We start from the raw sequence: 16,164 nt of genomic DNA, 5'->3' as shown, positions 1-16,164 counted from the left end.
CTGCCACAAGGTCAACACCCGCCTGCACCGGCTCACCAAGCGGCCACCGGTCGAGATGCTCGCCGAGGAAGCCACCCGACTGCACCCGGTCCCCGCGGTGCCGCACACGGTGGCGTTCGGCACCACCAGGGTGGTGCCCGCGAACACGCCGATGGTGACCTTCGAGTCAGGCCAGTACTCGGTCCCACACAAGCTCGCAGGCCAGTCCCTCCTGGGCGCCACGGTGTGGGTCCGCACCCAAGGAGTCGGGGTCGACGAGCAGGTCGTCATCGTCCACGTCGGCACCGACGGTCCGGTCGAGGTCGCCCGCCACGCCCGGGCCACCCCGGGCACGCCGAAGATCAACGACGAGCACTTCCCGCCCCAGCCCGAGGGACCGCTGGATCGTCGGCCACGTGCCAGGAACGCCGCGGAAACGGAGTTCCTGGCTCTGGGCGAGGGAGCCGCGTTGTGGCTGGTCGAGGCAGCCGCCGCGGGCACCACGAAGATGCGGGTCAAGATGACCGAAGCACTCGCGCTGGCCAAGCTGTTCGACCCCGTCGAGGTCGACTGGGCACTCGGCCACGCAGCCGTCCACGGCAGGTTCGCCGAGGCCGACCTGTCCTCGATCCTCGACCACCACGCCAGCCGACCAGCCGCCGGTGAGCACCGGGCCAGCGAGGACGCCTCGCTGACCCAGGGCACTAGCGCATGGGCACAACTCGGCCAGCAGCTCAGCCAGCGCACGGACGTCGACAACACGGGCGGAGTGATCGTATGAAGACCGCGTCCGCGCCGCCGCTGCCGGCGGATCTGGAGGAGCTGTTGCGTCGGCTTCGGCTGCCGCACATCCGTCGCCACGCACCGGAGATCGTGGCGACCGCGAAGGCCCAACGCTGGGAACCCGCCGAGGTGTTGAAGGCCCTGTTCGCCGAGGAGGTCGCCGGCCGAGAACGCTCCGCACTCACCACCAGGCGGGCGGCCGCGGGGTTCCCGACCGGGAAGACCTTCGACGCCTGGCAGCCCGAGGCATCCTCGATCCCCGCACCTACCCAGCAGGCGCTACGCACGTTGGAGTGGGTGCACCGGGGAGAGAACCTCGTTGTGTGTGGGCCGTCGGGAACCGGGAAGACGTTCCTGCTCGAAGCCCTCGGGCAGCAGGCCGTCGAGCAGGGGTTGAAGGTCGCCTGGTTCACCCTGGAAGACCTCGGGGTCCTGCTCAGAGGGCACCGTGCCGACGACACCGTGTCCAAGGCGATCGCTCGGATCCTGCGAGCCGATCTCGTGGTGGTCGATGACATCGGGCTGCTGCCGGTTGCCGCGGACGCGGCCGAGGGGCTCTACCGGCTCGTCGACGCCGCCTATGAGAAGCGCTCGGTCGCGATCAGCTCGAACCTGCACCCAGCCGGCTTCGACGAACTGATGCCCAAGACGGCCACCGCCACCGTCGACCGACTGCTGCACCACGCCCACGTCTGCCAGACCAGCGGCGACTCCGTCCGCCTCACCCAGGCACTCGCCGGCCAGGGGGTGAGACCGTTGAGCTGACCACCCCTGGTCGGTGGTGGCCGCAGCCCTTGGGCAGATCCCATGGCCACCACCGGGCAGATCTCGTGACCGCCAGCGGGCAGGTTTCATGTCCGCCACTGGGCAGTTCTCAATGGCCCTTGACAATTCGACCTCACCCCGGTACGCGACCGCACCGGGGCGGCACGGCTGCTGGACATGGTCGAGGGCCGCTCCAAACAGGCACTCAAGACCTGGCTCGCTGAGCGGCCCGCAGGCGTGGCGCGACAGCATCGAGGTGGTCGCGATGGAGGGGTTCACCGGTTCAAAACCGCCACCGTGGAGGAACTACCCGAGGCAGCGACCGTGCTGGACCCGTTCCACGTCGTCCGCCTGGCCGGCGACGCGCTTGATGAGTGCCGCCGCCGGATCCAGCAAGCCATCCAGGGCCACCGCGGCCGCACGACCGACCCGCTCTATGCCGCCCGCCGCACCCTGGCCACCGGCGCCGACCTGCTCACCGAGAAGAAGACCCGACTGCACGCCCTGTTCGCCGACGACGCCCACGTCGAGGTCGAGGCCACCTGGGGCATCTACCAACGCATGATCGCCGCCCATCGGCACCCCGACCGCCACCACGGCCACGCGCTGATGGTCAAGCTGATCGTTTCAGTCAGCACGGGCGTCCCCATAGCGCTGGTCGAGGTCATCAAGCTCGGCCGCACTCTCACCAAACGCAACGCTGACGTGCTCGCCTACTTCGACCATCCGCGCGGACCAGCAACGGCCCCACCGAAGCCATCAACGGACGTCTCGAACACCTCCGCGGTTTCGCCCTCGGCTTCCGGAACCTGACCAACTATGTAGCCCGCAGCCTCCTCGAAGCCGACGGTTTCAGAACCCAACTACACCCCGGATTCGGATGAGCCAGAAGACTGTCATAAGATGCCGCAATGGCAAACTGCACCCTGGGTCGCCATGACCCAGGGTGCAGTTTGATGAATAGGGGGTTGGCCCCTACCGGCTGCTGGCTGAATGCCGCGTGCGATGCAGCCGATCTCGACGTGAGGTGCCCTTCTCGTCGATTTGGCGCCGGTAATGGTAATAGTAGCCATCGCCACCCCCGACTTTGGCCTTGTTCAAAACGATCCCGAGGGTCAGGCCGTTCACATGATCCAAAGTGGCGACTGCGTCCCCCAGCTCGGGTACGGTGATCGCACCGCTACCAGCGACGATCAGGGCGCCGCTGGTCATTGTGGAAAGGACCGCCGCATCCGTCACGGGCAGGAGGGGAGCGGCATCGATCACGATCGTGTCGTAGTGGAGGTTGACCTCATCGAGGAGGCGCTTCATCGCATCGGAGGCCAGCAACTCGGCAGGATTGGGCGGGATCTCGCCGGAAGCGATCACATGGAAGTCCCCGCTGCCAACCGGCTGAACGACATCTTCGATGCTGGCCCGGCCGATCAGCACGGTCGTGAGCCCAACCGATCCTTCGACGTTGAGGTACTTGGCGACGGTGGGCCGACGCAGATCAGCATCGATCAGCAACACCCGTTCGCCACTTTCGGCGATCGCGATCGCCAGATTGATAGAGGTCATTGACTTCCCCTCTCCGGCGATCGAAGAAGTAACGACGAAGGAATGCCTGTCGGTGCTTCTCGCCACGTCGAGGAACTGCAGGTTTGTCCGCAGTTTGCGATAGGCCTCCGCACGCAGCGAGTGGGGATCGCCGAACATCACCAGGGGGTGCTCGGAAGCGTCGGCATCGAAAGGAATCCTGGCGATCACCGAATGGTCGGTGGCCCGCGCGACATCGTCCTCCGTGCGGATCGACCGGTCCAGCCTGTGCCGCAGCACCGCCTGGCCGAAACCGAGCAGGATGCCCACGAGTAAGCCGACCGCGAGATTCAAGGTGGTGCGCGGCGTCGTTCGTTCGAGGGGTACGGTAGCGGGCGTCACGATGGTGGCGGCCACCGCCTGCTTGCCGTTCGTGTCTGTGGGTGAGAGTTGATCGACTGTGGTCACCAACTGCTCGCCGGCGACTTGGGCGATCTGGGCACTCAACTCCGGGTTGCCGTCGACAACCGCAATCTCGATGATCGCCGTGTTGGTCGGAATCGTCGCGGTAACCGACTCGGCCAACTTGGCTGGAGTGACATCGAGCCCCAGCTTGGTGATCACCGGCTGCAGTACCGTCGGCGTCGTGGCTACCTGTGCGTACGAGCGGACCTGGTTGGTCGCGTAGTTGGCGCCCTGCAACAACTCGGACGCCGAGTCGCCACCACGGACCGAGATGAAGACAGCGGTGCGTGCGGTGTAGGTGGCGGGTGTCACCAAAGTGATGGCTGCGGACGTCGCGATGGCGAGCAGGATGACACAGACGATGCTGATCCAGTATTTGCGCAGCACGGCAACGTAATCGCGCAGTTCCATTCTTGGATGCTCCTTGGGGGGTGAGTCCATGCTTAGGGGAGGAAGCATGGGTGCAAGCTGACAGGGCAGCTAGGCGCCGTCAGATCGTATCGCGGATTTCGGCGATGACCCAATCCCAGGATCCGTGCCACATGGCGCGGGCCGACGGTGACGCGGCATGATCACTCTCGTGGCTAGTGAAACCGAGGACGGCCGGCTCCGGGTGCTCAGCGTGTGCATCGGCAACATCTGTCGCTCGCCGGTGTCGGAGTTCCTGATCCGTCACGAGTTGGGAGATCGGGTTCGGTCCACCAGTGCGGGCACCCGTGCCCTGGTGGGCGAGCCGGTGCACCCGCCGATGGCGGCGCGATTGGACGAACTGGGAGTGGCCCACGAGGGGGGCGCACGGCAGGTCACGGAGTCGGTGCTGCGGGAAGCGGACCTGATTCTGACCATGACGCGGGAGTTGCGCTCTCGGGTGGTCGAACTGGCTCCGGCAACGGTTCGCCGCTCCTTCACGCTGGCTGAGTTCGCGGCGATCGTCACCGCGGCCCCTCGCCCGGCCGTCGCCCCGAGTGGACGAGCCGAACTGGTGCCGATCATCGCCGCTGCGGCGGCACAGCGATCAGTCGCAGCAGGTCGGGGTGCTGAACTGGACATCGCGGACCCGTACGGTCGCAGCGATGCCGACTATGCGCTTGCCTTCGACGAGATCCGCCGTTGTGTCGCAGCGATCCGCGCCGCGTGGAGTTGAGCGCCGATCGCGTCTGACGGTGGCAGAGTGGGCGCAATGAAGCTGTCTGCGGTGGTGCTGCTCGCAATGACCCTGGCGATGGTGGGATGCGCTCGCCAGGCCCCGCAGGCCGAGGCCCCGCAGGCGTCCAGTCCGGCCATGGCGCCCATTCGGGTGGGCGTCAGCTCCGATCCCACGATCCAGGTACTGGGCGAACTCTATGCGCAGGCGCTGGTCGCGAAGGGGCATCCCGCCAGTGTGGTCGACGCCGACGACGATGTCAGCGCGCAAGTGAGCCGGCTGATGGCAGACGAGTTGGACGTTGTGCCAGGGTTCGCCTGGAGCGCGGCGCAGGAGCTTCAGATCAACGCGGACGACCCGCGGAGTTTGGTGTCCGATCTGGCGGTGGCACTGGATGGTGAGGCGGCGGTGCTGCGGCCGTCCAAAGTCGATCGGGCCTGGCGCTATGTCTCCACACGAACCGGCGCCTCACTGCTCGACCTGTCTGCGACGACGACGATCGTGGCGCCGCAGCGTTGGCGTGCGGCCCCGGACGGACCGTCCGGACTCGCCGCGCTCTACGGCGCTGAGCCGAAGGTCACCATCGCGGCCGATGCCGACGAACGGCTTGCCCAGGCACGGGACGGTGCCATCGCGGTCTTCGACGGCACCGAGCCGCAGGGATCGGACGCCGCGATGAAGCTGGTCGACGACCCCAAGACGATGATCGCGTCCGATCCGCATGTGGCCTTGCTTCGCCTCGGCGTGGCCGAGGACGAGACGGTGCTCGAGGTTGTTCAGACGTTGCACGACGTGCTGGACAACGCCGCGATCGTCGAGATCCGGACGCGTGCCGCCACGAACAGCGTCCCTGCCGCGGTCGGAGAATGGCTGGCGGCGCACCCGGTGCGGTAGACGCGCGGCGCGGACGTTTCACGGACGGCCGTGGGCGTCCCGCCGCAACGAGTCGTCAGAATGCGGTCGGCCCAGCGGCCGGGATGCGGATGGTGAACACCGTCCGTCCGGGCCGGGAGTTCACGGACGCCGTCCCGTGATGGGCGGCGACGACCGCGGCCACGATCGCCAGGCCCAGCCCGGTCGATGGCCCGCCCTGCTTACGGACCCGGCTGACCTCGGCGCGGGTGAATCGTTCGAATACCGACGCTTGCAACTCCGGGGGAATGCCCGGGCCGTCATCGGTCACGGTGATGGTCACCATGCCACCGGTCACCGCGACGGCGGTCTGCACCTGGGTTCCGGGAGGCGTGTGGGTGCGAGCGTTGGCCAGCAGGTTCGCCAGCACCTGGTGCAGCCGGTAGCGGTCGGCGAGTGCCACCACTGGTTCGTCTGGCAGCGACAGCGACCATCGGTGGTCGGGGCCGGCGGCGCGGGCATCGCTGGTGGCGTTGAGCACGATCTCGGTGACGTCGGTGGGTGCGAGGTCGAGTGCCGGCCCGGAGTCGAGGCGGGCGAGCAGCAGCAGATCTTCCACCAGGCTGCTCATCCGATCCGACTCGGATTCGATGCGCCCCATCGCGTGAGCCATCGCCGGCGACATGTCGGCCCGCTCCCGGCGGGTCAGCTCGGCGTAACCGCGGATCGCGGCCAGCGGATTGCGCAGTTCGTGCGAGGCGTCCGCCACGAACTGCCGCAGCTTCACCTCGGAAGCATGCCGGGCCGCCAAGGCACCCTCGACGTTGTCGAGCATATGGTTGAACGCCAGGCCGACGCGTCCGACCTCGCTGACCGGATCGGTGTCGTTGGGGCTGACTCGGACGATGCCCTCCACCTCGCCGCTCTCCAGCGGCAGATTCGAGACCGCGGTCGCTGTGGCCGCGAGTCGGTTCAGCGGTGCCAGGCTGGTCACCACGACACCGCGTGCCACCACCACGGCGGCCGCGATCACCACCCCGGTCAGCAGTGCCTCGAAGATCACCAAGGACGTCATCGCACTGGTCAGCTGGCTCAGCGAGATGCCCGCGATCGCTCGAAACGACCCGGACGACTGCACAGTGACCCGGTAGAGGCCGTAGTCGGTGAGGTGGATGGTGGCCTTCTCGCCCGAACCCAGCTGCACCGCCGCCAGCTGTTGCGCCGCCTCGTCCGACAGCGTCGCCGCCCGGACGCCGCTGTTGCTCGCCCGGTCGACCAGGATCGATGCGCTGATGATCGTCTCGCCGTCCTGCGAGGCAAGGATCGTCCCGATCTCCTGGCCGCCGAAACCGGGGCCACCGGTCATTCGGCGCACCGCTCCGTCCAGCCGGCTGTCCATCTGTCCGATCTGAATGTTGTAGGCGGCCAGTGCCACGACGGCGCCGAGCCCGACCGCCACGATCGCCACCAGAGCGGCGACGCGGACCACCAGCCGCCGTCCGAGAGTGCCCTTGGCGAGCGGTCGGACGGCGGCCGGCGGCTGTGGCGCCTGCGGGGGGAGAGGCGCCGGTGGGGAGATGCTCATTCCGCTGCCGGTTTGAGCACGTAGCCGGATCCGCGCAGGGTGTGGATCATCGGCGCCCGATTGGCGTCGATCTTCTTGCGCAGATAAGAGATGTACAGTTCGACCACATTGGCCTGGCCGCCGAAGTCGTAGTTCCACACCCGGTCGAGGATCTGCGGTTTGCTCAGGACGCGCCGCGGATTGCGCATCAGATAGCGCAGCAACTCGAACTCGGTGGCGGTCAACTGGATCTCGTCGCCGCCGCGGGTGACCTCATGAGAGTCCTCGTCGAGCACCAGATCGCCGACCACCAACTGCGAGCCCGGACGGAGCGTGGTGGCACCCGAGCGACGCAGCAGGCCACGCAGCCGGGCGATCAACTCCTCCAGCGAGAACGGCTTGGTGACGTAGTCGTCGCCGCCGGCGGTGAGCCCGCCGATGCGATCTTCCAGGGCGTCCTTGGCGGTGAGGAAGATCACCGGGACGTCGGGCTGCTCGGTGCGGATTCGACGCATCACCTCGAGGCCGTCGAAGTCGGGCAGCATCATGTCGAGCACGATGGCGTCCGGACGAACCTCGCGAGCCACCTTGACGGCGTCCAGACCGGAGCCTGCGGTGGCCACCTCCCAACCCTCGTAGCGCATCGCCATGCTGAGCAGTTCGGTCAGGCTGGATTCGTCGTCGACCGTGAGGATCTTGATCGGGGTCCCGTCCGGTCTGGTCAGCGGTTCGTTGCCACCTCGGGTGCTGGTCGTCATAGGGTCAATCTGTCAGTGGCCTGTGGGCCTGGGCTAGGGCTTGGCTGTGGATTGCCTGTGAGAGCCGGCTGGTGCGGGTTCGCTGAGATGACCGACGGGCCCGCTCACGACTCATGGACAGTTGGCGACTCGGGGTCGGAACATTGACGCTGCACGTCTCCCCGCCGGCGGTGGTCGATGGGGAGTCCGGGAACGGTTCTCCGCAGCTCAGGTCTGTCCCCCGCGAATGCGGATTTCGAACGTAGAAGAACCGTCCCCGGACCTGCGAGAACCGCGGGAAGGAAGGAACCGGCTTACGCGGTTTCTGGGTTCCGGTGCGCGTCGCGGTTCACGGGTGCAGGGGGCGTCGGACCACCATCTGGACGACGTCATCGCAGGCCGCGGCGAGGCGTTGGTTGGTGCGCCCGAGCAGATCGGGCGGTGGGTGGCCCTTGACAGTCAGTAGGCCGAGAAGCCGCGCAGCGTGGGATCGGGTGTCACCCAGTCGACGGTGTGCTCGGTCACCCGTCCGGGACGTCCGTGCCGGGTGGGTTGTTCGATCAACGCCCGGATCAGGACGCCAAGCGCTTCGGTCGATCCCTGGGCGTCCACCTCGACCCGTCCGTCCACCAGGTTCCTGGCGTAGCCCACGAGCTGGAGTTGGCGGGCGAGCCCCATCGTCCACCAGCGGAACCCGACACCCTGCACGTAGCCGTCCACCCGGATCACAGCGCGTTCCATGGCATGACCCTAACCCGCGACGCGGCCCCCATCCGGTTCCGGGGACGATTCTCTTTCGGTTCAACGAACCGTCCCCTGAACCGGAACGGAACCGTCCCCGCTGCTCCGACAAGCTGCGGGGACGGTTCCGGACAACGGTGGCGGCGCCACACTCGGGGGATATGGTGCGACGCCGCCGACGTGGGTGCGGGGTGCACCGCGCGTTGTCCAGGCTAGGTGGCGGACGGGGGTGGCCAATCACCCTTTGGGGTAGTTCCGGCCGGCCCGCGCCGAACGAATCGGGGTCAGACGATGTCGGCGATCGTCGCGTTCAGGACGGCGAGCATCGCGTCGGCGTCCACTCCGAGTGCGGCGCCATGGACGCCGCTGCCCAGGGAGACCCGCCGCCCGGTGATCGAGGCGTCCGCGATCACCGGCCACGCGATGCGGGCGCCGAACGGGGTGATGGTGCCGCGCTGGTAGCCGGTGACCTCGCGCGCCACCTCGGCGTCCAGCATCGAGAGCCGCGACACGCCGAGCAGCGCGCGCAACTTCGGCCAGGCGATCGCGGCGTCGCCGGGGACCAGCACGAAGAGGTAGTCGCCGGGGCCGCGCCGGACCACCATGGTCTTCACGATGTCGCGGGGCCGGACGCCGCGGGCGGCGGCGGCCTCGGCCAGCGAACTCACCGGGCCATGCCGGATGACGCTGACGGTCAGGCCGAGCGCACGGGCAGCGGACGCCGCCGGCGGGTCCGATTTACCCGTGCGGTCCTCGGCGCGGTCGTCTCCGTCCGGGCCGGGCGGCCCGGCCGATGCGGCATGGCCGGCGGGTGCGGAGGCGTCCTGCGGCATCGGGTCAGGCGTGCAGGTAGCCGAGCAGGTGGTTGCGTTCGTCCAGCAGCTGGTCGATGCGGTGCTTCACCACGTCGCCGATGGAGATCAGCCCGTGCAGTTCGCCGTCGACCACCACCGGCAGGTGCCGGATGCGTTGGTAGGTCATGGTGTGGGCGGTTGCCTCCAGGGTGTCGGAGGGCGCGCAGGTGTGCACGGTGGCGGTCATGATCTCGCTGACCCGGAGCGCCAGCACGTCCGCCCCGAGAGTGCCGAGCGTGCGCACCACGTCGCGCTCGCTCACGATTCCATCGATGTGTCTGCCGTCGGACGAGACCACCACGGCGCCGATGCGATGCTCGCCGAGCAGCGCTACGAGTTCTTTCACTGTTGCGGAGGGTGTGACCGTGACGACCTTGGCACCCTTGCCTCGGATGATGTCTTCGATCTTCATAGTCGGAAGGTACCCCTTGGGGTTGGGGCAGGAAAGCCGAATCGGCAAACCAGCACGCGGTTCTGTCGCCATCTCGCCGTCCGGTTCCGACTCATTCGAACGGCGATCTGGGCCGGTTCGGGCGGTGATCCGGGCCGGCCGTCCGAGATCCGCCCACGTGCTGGACGCCGCCGGGCCGGCCGGTCGAAGGCACCCAGTATTGTCGGCGCTGCCGATCCGTCGACCCTCGCGCTCGCCTAGCTATTCACCGCTCGCCGAGTTCAGCGAGCGCCAAATAGACGAGCACGAGGGGGGACGGCGGCTACGGCGCCCGCCTGCCGAGAGGAAGGTCATGACGGAACCGTCCCCGATCACCCGTGCGGTACGTGCCGGCATCGACAGCGACCTGACCCATGGCGCCGTCGTGCCGCCGATCTACCTGAGCACCACGTACACCTTCGCCGAGTTCGGCGTGCCGCGGCCGTTCGACTATGCGCGCCGCGGCAACCCGACCCGCAGCATGGCCGCGGACGCCATCGCTGGCCTGGAAGGGGGTGCCGGCGGCGTGGTCACCGCCAGCGGCATGGGGGCGATCACGACGATCGTCACGGCATTGCTGCAGCCCGGCGACCTCCTCGTCGCCCCGCACGACTGCTATGGCGGCAGTTGGCGGCTGTTCGACGCGCTGGCCCGGAAGGGGAGCTTCGAGTTGGTGTTGGCCGACCTGACCGATCCGGCGCTCGCCGAGGAGGTCATCCGGACGCGGCGTCCGACCCTGCTCTGGGTGGAGACTCCCTCCAACCCGCTGCTGCGGATCAGCGACATCTCCGCGCTGTCCGAACAGGCGCACCAAGTGGGGGCGACCGTCGTGGTCGACAACACGTTCTGCACCCCGCTGGGGCAGCGTCCGCTCGAGCTGGGTGCCGACCTGGTGGTGCATTCGGCGACCAAATATCTGGCCGGGCATTCCGACGTCGTCGCGGGCGCCGTCGTCGCCCGTGATGAAGAGCGGGCGCAGGACCTGGCCTGGTGGGCCAACTGCCTCGGGGTCACCGGCGGCGCCTTCGACTCCTATCTGCTACTCCGGGGGCTTCGGACGCTGCACGCCCGGATGGCGCTGCACGAAAGCAACGGTTCCGCTGTGGTCGACCTGCTGGCCGGGCATCCGGCGGTGGCCGCCGTCCATCACCCACGGCTGCCGGGGCATCCCGGCCATGCGTTGGCGTCCGCGCAGCAACAGCTGTTCGGCGGAATCGTCACCTTCGAAGTGCACGGTGGGCTGGACGCCGCCAAGACCGTGATGGAGGCGCTCACCCTGTTCTGTCCGGCCGAATCGCTCGGCGGCACCGAATCGCTGGCCTCCCATCCCGGAACCATGACCCACGCGTCCATGCCCCCGGACGTCCAACTCGCGGCGGGCATCACGCCCGGCATGATCCGGCTCAGCATCGGCATCGAGCAGATCGACGATCTGCTGGCCGATCTGCGTGGCGCACTGGATCGAGTGGTCGCGTCCGCTGGGTGAGCGCAGAAAGCCCCTTGTCAACGACGTGTTGGTTGAGGTCTCGATCAACGAGGGAGCGATTGCTCAGAAGCCGGACGTCACCCGTTTCTTGCCCGGACGTTCGACCAGCGCCCTGAGCATAAACAGCAGATTGGCGGGCCGCTCGGCCAGCCGACGCATGAAGTAGGCGTACCAGTCGGTGCCGAACGGGACATAGATCCGCACCGCGTGACCGAGGCCGGCGAGCCGTCGCTGTTCGTCGGAGCGAATGCCGAGCAACATCTGCAGCTCGTAGGACGACGCCGTCCGGTCGACCCGGTTCGCCTCGGACGTGACGTGCGCGATCATCGCGCTGTCGTGGGTCGCGAACAGCGGACGCCCGGCGCCCTCGAGCAGGATCGTGGCACAACGCTGGTAGTTGCGATCGACGGCGCTCTTGGCCCGGTGGGCGACCTCCGGCGGCTCGGCATAGGCACCCTTGCACAGCCGCACCCGGGTACCTTCGCCGGTCTGCGCGGCGCAATCGCTGCTGGTGCGGAACAGCATCGCCTGCAGAACGGCGCCGGCCCACGGGTAGTCGGTACGCAGGGCCCGGACGGTGCGGAGTGTGGCGTCGGTGGAGGTGTGGTCCTCCATGTCGACGGTGACGGTGGTGCCGGCGCGCGCCGCGGCGGCGCAGATGACTCGGGCATTGTCGAGCGCCAGTTCGTAGCCGTCCTTCAGCAGCGAGCCGAGGGCGGACAGCTTGATCGAGACCTCGACACGATCGGCCAGGCCCTCGGCCGCCAACCGGTCCAGCAGATCGACGTAGCGGTCGGTCACCCGGTCGGCCTGCGCGACGGTGACGGTGTCCTCGCCCAGGAAGTCGATGGTCACCAGCAGGTTGCTGGCCAGCAGTCTGTGGGTGACCCGGAGGCAGTCGTCGATGGTCTCGCCGGCGACGAATCGGTCGACCATCCACCGGGTCAAGGGGAATCCGACCACGATCCGCTTCATCAGCGGGGCGCGGGACAGGCCCAGCAGCACCGTCTTCAGCATCTGGCCTCCTCGACGACGTCAACGGCCCCGCTGTCGGACCGGGCCAGCGTCACGCACCAGATACCCTAGTCGACCGTCGTCACCATGAGTGAGACCCCGCCGGGTGAGGCGTGGCGACCAGGAGAGCCGTCCAGGGTACGCGTGGTTCAGCCCTGGAGGGTGTGCACGAAGCCGATGAAGTCCTTGGATGCCAACGAACTGACCGCCAGGACCGCCTGATCGGCGATGGTGGCGAGCACCGCCGGATCGGTGTTGACCGCCACGAAGGACGCCTGCGCGGCCCGCGCCGCCAGTGCATCCTGTGCGGTGTCGCCCAGGACGACCAGCGGGCCGTCCCCGGCCAGCACCCGTGCCTGGCGACCCAGCTCGGCCCGGTCGCTGACGTAGCCACCGGACGCGAAACAGTCCCAGTCGATGGCGTCCAGGTCGAAGCCCGAGGTGCGCAGCTTCGTCCGGGCCCGCAGCGGCGTGTTCCCGGTCAACAGCCCATTGCGCCAGCCGGCCTGCTGGGTGAGCAGCAGCGCCTCGCGGGCACCGGGGACCGGTTCGCGCGGGGTGTGACCGTAGAACTCCACCGACAACCGATCGAGCACCTCCAGGTACTCGTCGACACGGGACGGAGCCAGCCCCGCGGCCGCCAGGTGGACCTCGGCGAGCCGTCGGTCGGTGAATCCGTCGCGCGGCCCGGTGGGCGCGACCGGCTGGACACCGAGCGCCGCCACAGCCTCGCCGAACAGATCGGCACGCCCCTTCGGGCTGCGGACCAGGGTGCCGTCGATGTCCCAGAAGGCGGTGATCACCCGTGCACTCCAGAGACTCCGGATGGCGCACCAAGGTACCGAACCAGTTCGACGGTGAGTTCGTCCAGATCGTGCAACACCACGGATGCCCTGGCCAGAATGTCGTCCGGTGGTCGAAGGAAGGGACGCGACACCGCAACCACCCGCATCCCGGCGTTCACCCCGGCGATGATGCCGCTGCCCGAATCCTCGACCACGACGGTCCGGGCCGGCTCGGCGCCCAACTCGTCGGCGACCCACAGGAAGGCGTCCGGCGCCGGCTTGCCGCGCGCCGTCCCCTCCTCGGTGGAGCGGACGACGGCAATCAGCTCGCGCACCCCGAGCGCCCGCAGGGCGTGCTCGATCAGGTCGCGCGGCGATGACGAGGCCACCCCGAGCGGCCAGTGCGCGGCGAGCCGGCGCACGGCCTCGCGGGCACCGGGCAGCACCGGCAGGTCGCGGTCGTACCGTTCCCGCAGGCCGTCGATGGTGCGCCGGGCGGCGTCCTCGGGGCTGGCCCCGATCCCGACCACCGTGGACATGTAGGTCGACCACTCCCGTGTGCTCATGCCGGTCATCGCTCGGCTCGCCGAGTCCGGCCATTCCACGCCGTCCTGGGCGGCCAGGTCGCGGCGGACGGCCTCCCACACCTTCTCGGTGTCGGTGAGCGTGCCGTCCAGATCGAAGATGACCGCCTGGGTCACAGCCTTCTTCCTTCCAAATCTTCCAGATCCGTCGTACGCCGTCGCTCAGGCGAGCCCGCGCAGCCGGACCGACAGGCAGGTGACGCAGCCTTCGAGCTTCTCGAACTCGCTGATGTCCACCGGCACCGGCGTGTAGCCGAGTCCGGCCAGCAGTTCGGCAGTCTTCGGCGCGGACGCCGAGATCAGCAGCCGGCCCTCGTTGAGCAGGACGACATGCGCGCCGTCCGGCTCGGGAACCTCCAGGTACTCGTCGAAGACCGTGGGGTCGTCGACGAACGACGGATGCCCCAGCACGGTGCCGTCCGGCAGCGCGGTGACCGCCGACTTCAGGTGCAGCACCTTGGTGATCGGCACCTCGATGACACGGGCACCCAGCGGCTCCAGCGTCGCGGCCAGTTGCCGGGCACCCTCGGAGTTGGTGCGGTCGCCCACCCCCACCCAGACGGTGCGGTCGTGCTTCAGCACGTCACCGCCGTCCAGGGTGCCGGGGCTGGTGATCCGGGCGATCTTGTAGCCCAGGCTGCGGACGGCCAACTCGGCACCCGGAATCTCGGCACGCCGCTCGGGCGCGCCGGGATTCGCGATCACCGCGACATCGGCGTAGGCGACCATGGTGTCCTCGATGAACACGCTGTCGGGGCAGTCCTCGGCGGGTGGGGCCTCAATGGTCTCCCAGCCGTGGGCCTCCAAGGTCGCTCGGTAGCCCTCCCACTGCCGGAGGGCGCGGTCGACATCGATCGGCTGGCGTTCGATATGGGTCAATAGCCCCTCGGTCAGTCGAGGCGAAGGGCGCCGTACGAGAGCTCGCTGATGATGCACGGGGCCCAGTCTGGCGTCTGTGTCGCAACCCGGTGGTACGCCGCGCCGTTCGTGGACAGCGCCGGATCGCCCCCACGCGCCACCCTCGTGCTTTCGGATCGTTAGCATCGAGTCCATGCGCGACCTGGTGAACCTGAGGGTGGACACCACGCGCGAGCTGGCCGAACCGACCGGACCGGCACTGCAGTTCGTCGCCCGGCTCGGCGACCGGGAGCCGCCGCTGGAGGCCTTGCTGGTCGGGGGCAAGTCGGCGTCCGGATTGCTGGTCTACTTCCCGGGGTTCAACACTCCGCTCGGGCCGTGGGAGGCGGCCAAGTGTCGGATGCTCGCGGACGCCTTCGGCGAGCCCGTGCTGGTGACCGAGATCCCGGGGATGAGCCGATTCGGCGACGCCCTGCCGGCGCGGATCCGAAAGCGGATGCTGCGCGGCGAGATCGAGGCCTGGGCCGAGCTGATGGGCGACTATCAGCTCGCTGCCCTGGAGAATGCCGGACGCGGGGTGCCGGCCTGCGTGGACCTGATCGGCTATTCCACCGGATGCTCGCTGGCCGTCGCCGCGCTGCGGCGCTGGCAGGCGGTGGCGCGGGTGCGTTCGGTGACGCTGATCGAGCCGGTGGCGACGCTGTCCCGCAATCTGCTGACCCTGGAATGGCACAACCTGGCGGACGTCCTTCGGCAACCCGCCAGCTACGCCACCAACCACGCCCACGGCTGGGTGATGCGGGCTCGGCGCCGGCAGCTCCGCGAGCCCTGGGTGCGCTACGGGCCGGTGGACCTGGTGGCGATCGCACAGGTGCTCGGACAGCCGCATCTGCCTGGGGATCTGCCGCTGGACGGCTCGCTGATCGTCAATCTGGTCCGCGGCGAACGCAGCGACTTGTGTCGGCGGGACGCCTTCCGCGCCCTGCACGTCAGCGCCCCCGAGGCCGGTGTCACCATCGAGGTGGCCGGGCTCGGGCATCCGCTGTGGCATTCGTTCCCGGTGCTGGACGCGGTGGTGTCGCTTCTGGGCGAGGCGGTTCAGCAGGGCGGCGGCAATGTGATGGAGTCGTCCGCGCTTCGGTAGCCGATGACGATCCGCGTGACCGTGCCGGTGCCGTCCACCAGATAGGCGAGGTACTGATTGGGGCTGGTGATCGCCCACTGGTTGACCGAGATGCCACCGTCGGTCATCACCGTTGGCTTCAGCGAGTCGCCGTAGATCGCCTGGAGGTTGGCCAGCGGAGTACCTACCCGGACGCCGCGCTCGCTGGGAAACGCCGTGCTGCGGATGTCGATGGCGCTGACCCGGCCTCCGGAGGCGTACACCTGGACGTCGCCGAGCAGGTTGGTCGGTGACTGGGAACTGCAGGCCGTCGGCACCTGCTGCAGCACGCCGAGCTCGACGGCGTCCGTCGCGTCGAGACCGAGGGTGACCGGTCCCAGGCCGTCGATGAGGTAGGTCCAGCCCAGCCGGTTCGTGGCGTCGTTAAGCGAGCTGGTCGGTGTTGGGGTCGGCGTCGGGGTCGGCGTCGGGGTGGGGGTGGG

General features: G+C 68.5%; 15 protein-coding genes and 3 pseudogenes. 7 read left to right on the top strand and 11 right to left on the bottom strand.

From position 1 onward, the window contains the following. The 3 genes and pseudogenes from QM619_RS12645 to QM619_RS12635 form a co-directional block, all read left to right on the top strand. A pseudogene (locus QM619_RS12645) lies at nucleotides 1-760 on the top strand (IS21 family transposase); the annotation flags it as partial. Continuing rightward, nucleotides 757-1,527 (top strand): IS21-like element helper ATPase IstB, encoded by a 771-nt coding sequence (gene istB / locus QM619_RS12640; RefSeq protein ID WP_415109101.1) that lies wholly within the window; start codon nucleotides 757-759, stop codon nucleotides 1,525-1,527. The pseudogene QM619_RS12645 and the gene istB, both read left to right, overlap by 4 nt. Before the next feature lie 177 nt (nucleotides 1,528-1,704). Further along, a pseudogene (locus tag QM619_RS12635) lies at nucleotides 1,705-2,411 on the top strand (ISL3 family transposase). Nucleotides 2,412-2,502: 91 nt separating this feature from the next. On the opposite strand, the gene QM619_RS12630 reads toward QM619_RS12635, so the two are convergent. After that, nucleotides 2,503-3,921, bottom strand: coding sequence for a polysaccharide biosynthesis tyrosine autokinase (locus QM619_RS12630; protein ID WP_415109098.1), 1,419 nt, complete (start codon nucleotides 3,919-3,921; stop codon nucleotides 2,503-2,505). Nucleotides 3,922-4,090: 169 nt separating this feature from the next. On the opposite strand from QM619_RS12630, the gene QM619_RS12625 reads away from it, so the two are divergent. Beyond that, entirely contained in the window at nucleotides 4,091-4,654 is a 564-nt protein-coding gene (locus QM619_RS12625) for a hypothetical protein (RefSeq protein ID WP_415109095.1), read from the top strand. A 36-nt stretch (nucleotides 4,655-4,690) separates the two neighbouring features. Beyond that, complete coding sequence (locus tag QM619_RS12620) at nucleotides 4,691-5,548, top strand: glycine betaine ABC transporter substrate-binding protein (protein ID WP_415109092.1); 858 nt, start codon at nucleotides 4,691-4,693, stop codon at nucleotides 5,546-5,548. Between the two features lie 55 nt (nucleotides 5,549-5,603). Here the strand turns inward: QM619_RS12620 and QM619_RS12615 are convergent, their stop codons facing one another. The 5 genes from QM619_RS12615 to QM619_RS12595 form a co-directional block, all read right to left on the bottom strand. Next, nucleotides 5,604-7,091, bottom strand: coding sequence for a sensor histidine kinase (locus QM619_RS12615; protein WP_415109089.1), 1,488 nt, complete (start codon nucleotides 7,089-7,091; stop codon nucleotides 5,604-5,606). Further along, the gene (locus QM619_RS12610) at nucleotides 7,088-7,828 is read right to left on the bottom strand and encodes a response regulator transcription factor (protein ID WP_415109086.1); all 741 of its coding nucleotides are present in this window, start codon (nucleotides 7,826-7,828) and stop codon (nucleotides 7,088-7,090) included. The genes QM619_RS12615 and QM619_RS12610 overlap by 4 nt, the downstream gene beginning before the upstream one ends. 438 nt (nucleotides 7,829-8,266) lie before the next feature. Then, on the bottom strand, nucleotides 8,267-8,548 hold the full coding sequence (locus tag QM619_RS12605) for an acylphosphatase (protein WP_415109083.1): 282 nt from the start codon (nucleotides 8,546-8,548) through the stop codon (nucleotides 8,267-8,269). A 284-nt stretch (nucleotides 8,549-8,832) separates the two neighbouring features. Further along, a complete protein-coding gene (locus tag QM619_RS12600; protein WP_415109080.1) occupies nucleotides 8,833-9,381 on the bottom strand; it encodes an aminoacyl-tRNA deacylase in 549 nt (182 codons plus the stop codon). A gap of 4 nt (nucleotides 9,382-9,385) precedes the next feature. Then, nucleotides 9,386-9,814 carry a CBS domain-containing protein gene (locus QM619_RS12595; RefSeq protein ID WP_415109077.1) on the bottom strand — a complete coding sequence of 143 codons (429 nt, stop codon included), beginning with the start codon at nucleotides 9,812-9,814 and terminating at the stop codon, nucleotides 9,386-9,388. Between the two features lie 331 nt (nucleotides 9,815-10,145). Here QM619_RS12595 and metB point away from each other — a divergent pair, with 331 nt between their 5' ends. Then, nucleotides 10,146-11,318 (top strand): cystathionine gamma-synthase, encoded by a 1,173-nt coding sequence (gene metB / locus QM619_RS12590; protein ID WP_415109075.1) that lies wholly within the window; start codon nucleotides 10,146-10,148, stop codon nucleotides 11,316-11,318. Nucleotides 11,319-11,381: 63 nt separating this feature from the next. Here metB and QM619_RS12585 read toward each other — a convergent pair whose 3' ends face one another. The 4 genes from QM619_RS12585 to ddaH form a co-directional block, all read right to left on the bottom strand. Beyond that, complete coding sequence (locus QM619_RS12585) at nucleotides 11,382-12,335, bottom strand: proline dehydrogenase family protein (RefSeq protein WP_415109072.1); 954 nt, start codon at nucleotides 12,333-12,335, stop codon at nucleotides 11,382-11,384. Between the two features lie 146 nt (nucleotides 12,336-12,481). Then, on the bottom strand, nucleotides 12,482-13,135 hold the full coding sequence (locus QM619_RS12580) for an HAD family hydrolase (protein ID WP_415109069.1): 654 nt from the start codon (nucleotides 13,133-13,135) through the stop codon (nucleotides 12,482-12,484). Further along, nucleotides 13,132-13,818 (bottom strand): HAD family hydrolase, encoded by a 687-nt coding sequence (locus tag QM619_RS12575; RefSeq protein ID WP_415109066.1) that lies wholly within the window; start codon nucleotides 13,816-13,818, stop codon nucleotides 13,132-13,134. The genes QM619_RS12580 and QM619_RS12575 overlap by 4 nt, the downstream gene beginning before the upstream one ends. 45 nt (nucleotides 13,819-13,863) lie before the next feature. Beyond that, a complete protein-coding gene (gene ddaH / locus QM619_RS12570; protein ID WP_415109063.1) occupies nucleotides 13,864-14,637 on the bottom strand; it encodes a dimethylargininase in 774 nt (257 codons plus the stop codon). Nucleotides 14,638-14,752: 115 nt separating this feature from the next. On the opposite strand from ddaH, the gene QM619_RS12565 reads away from it, so the two are divergent. Next, nucleotides 14,753-15,703 (top strand): hypothetical protein, encoded by a 951-nt coding sequence (locus QM619_RS12565; protein ID WP_415109060.1) that lies wholly within the window; start codon nucleotides 14,753-14,755, stop codon nucleotides 15,701-15,703. Here the strand turns inward: QM619_RS12565 and QM619_RS12560 are convergent. Further along, nucleotides 15,658-16,164: pseudogene (locus QM619_RS12560) on the bottom strand (hypothetical protein); the annotation flags it as partial. The gene QM619_RS12565 and the pseudogene QM619_RS12560 sit on opposite strands and share 46 nt — an antisense overlap.

This window comes from Micropruina sp., from assembly GCF_047606665.1.
Lineage (GTDB): Bacteria > Actinomycetota > Actinomycetes > Propionibacteriales > Propionibacteriaceae > Micropruina.
The sequence above is the reverse complement of the archived record's forward strand: the minus strand, read 5'-3'. Positions and strand labels throughout refer to the sequence as shown.

Bases quoted from the DNA above. Each gene is read 5' to 3' on its own strand.
- QM619_RS12620 (WP_415109092.1), top strand. From the start codon at position 4,691: ATGAAGCTGTCTGCGGTGGTGCTGCTCGCAATGACCCTGGCGATGGTG.
- QM619_RS12610 (WP_415109086.1), bottom strand. From the start codon at position 7,828: ATGACGACCAGCACCCGAGGTGGCAACGAACCGCTGACCAGACCGGAC.
- QM619_RS12615 (WP_415109089.1), bottom strand. From the start codon at position 7,091: ATGAGCATCTCCCCACCGGCGCCTCTCCCCCCGCAGGCGCCACAGCCG.
- QM619_RS12595 (WP_415109077.1), bottom strand. From the start codon at position 9,814: ATGAAGATCGAAGACATCATCCGAGGCAAGGGTGCCAAGGTCGTCACG.
- QM619_RS12585 (WP_415109072.1), bottom strand. From the start codon at position 12,335: ATGCTGAAGACGGTGCTGCTGGGCCTGTCCCGCGCCCCGCTGATGAAG.
- QM619_RS12600 (WP_415109080.1), bottom strand. From the start codon at position 9,381: ATGCCGCAGGACGCCTCCGCACCCGCCGGCCATGCCGCATCGGCCGGG.
- istB (WP_415109101.1), top strand. From the start codon at position 757: ATGAAGACCGCGTCCGCGCCGCCGCTGCCGGCGGATCTGGAGGAGCTG.
- metB (WP_415109075.1), top strand. From the start codon at position 10,146: ATGACGGAACCGTCCCCGATCACCCGTGCGGTACGTGCCGGCATCGAC.
- QM619_RS12605 (WP_415109083.1), bottom strand. From the start codon at position 8,548: ATGGAACGCGCTGTGATCCGGGTGGACGGCTACGTGCAGGGTGTCGGG.
- QM619_RS12630 (WP_415109098.1), bottom strand. From the start codon at position 3,921: ATGGAACTGCGCGATTACGTTGCCGTGCTGCGCAAATACTGGATCAGC.
- QM619_RS12565 (WP_415109060.1), top strand. From the start codon at position 14,753: ATGCGCGACCTGGTGAACCTGAGGGTGGACACCACGCGCGAGCTGGCC.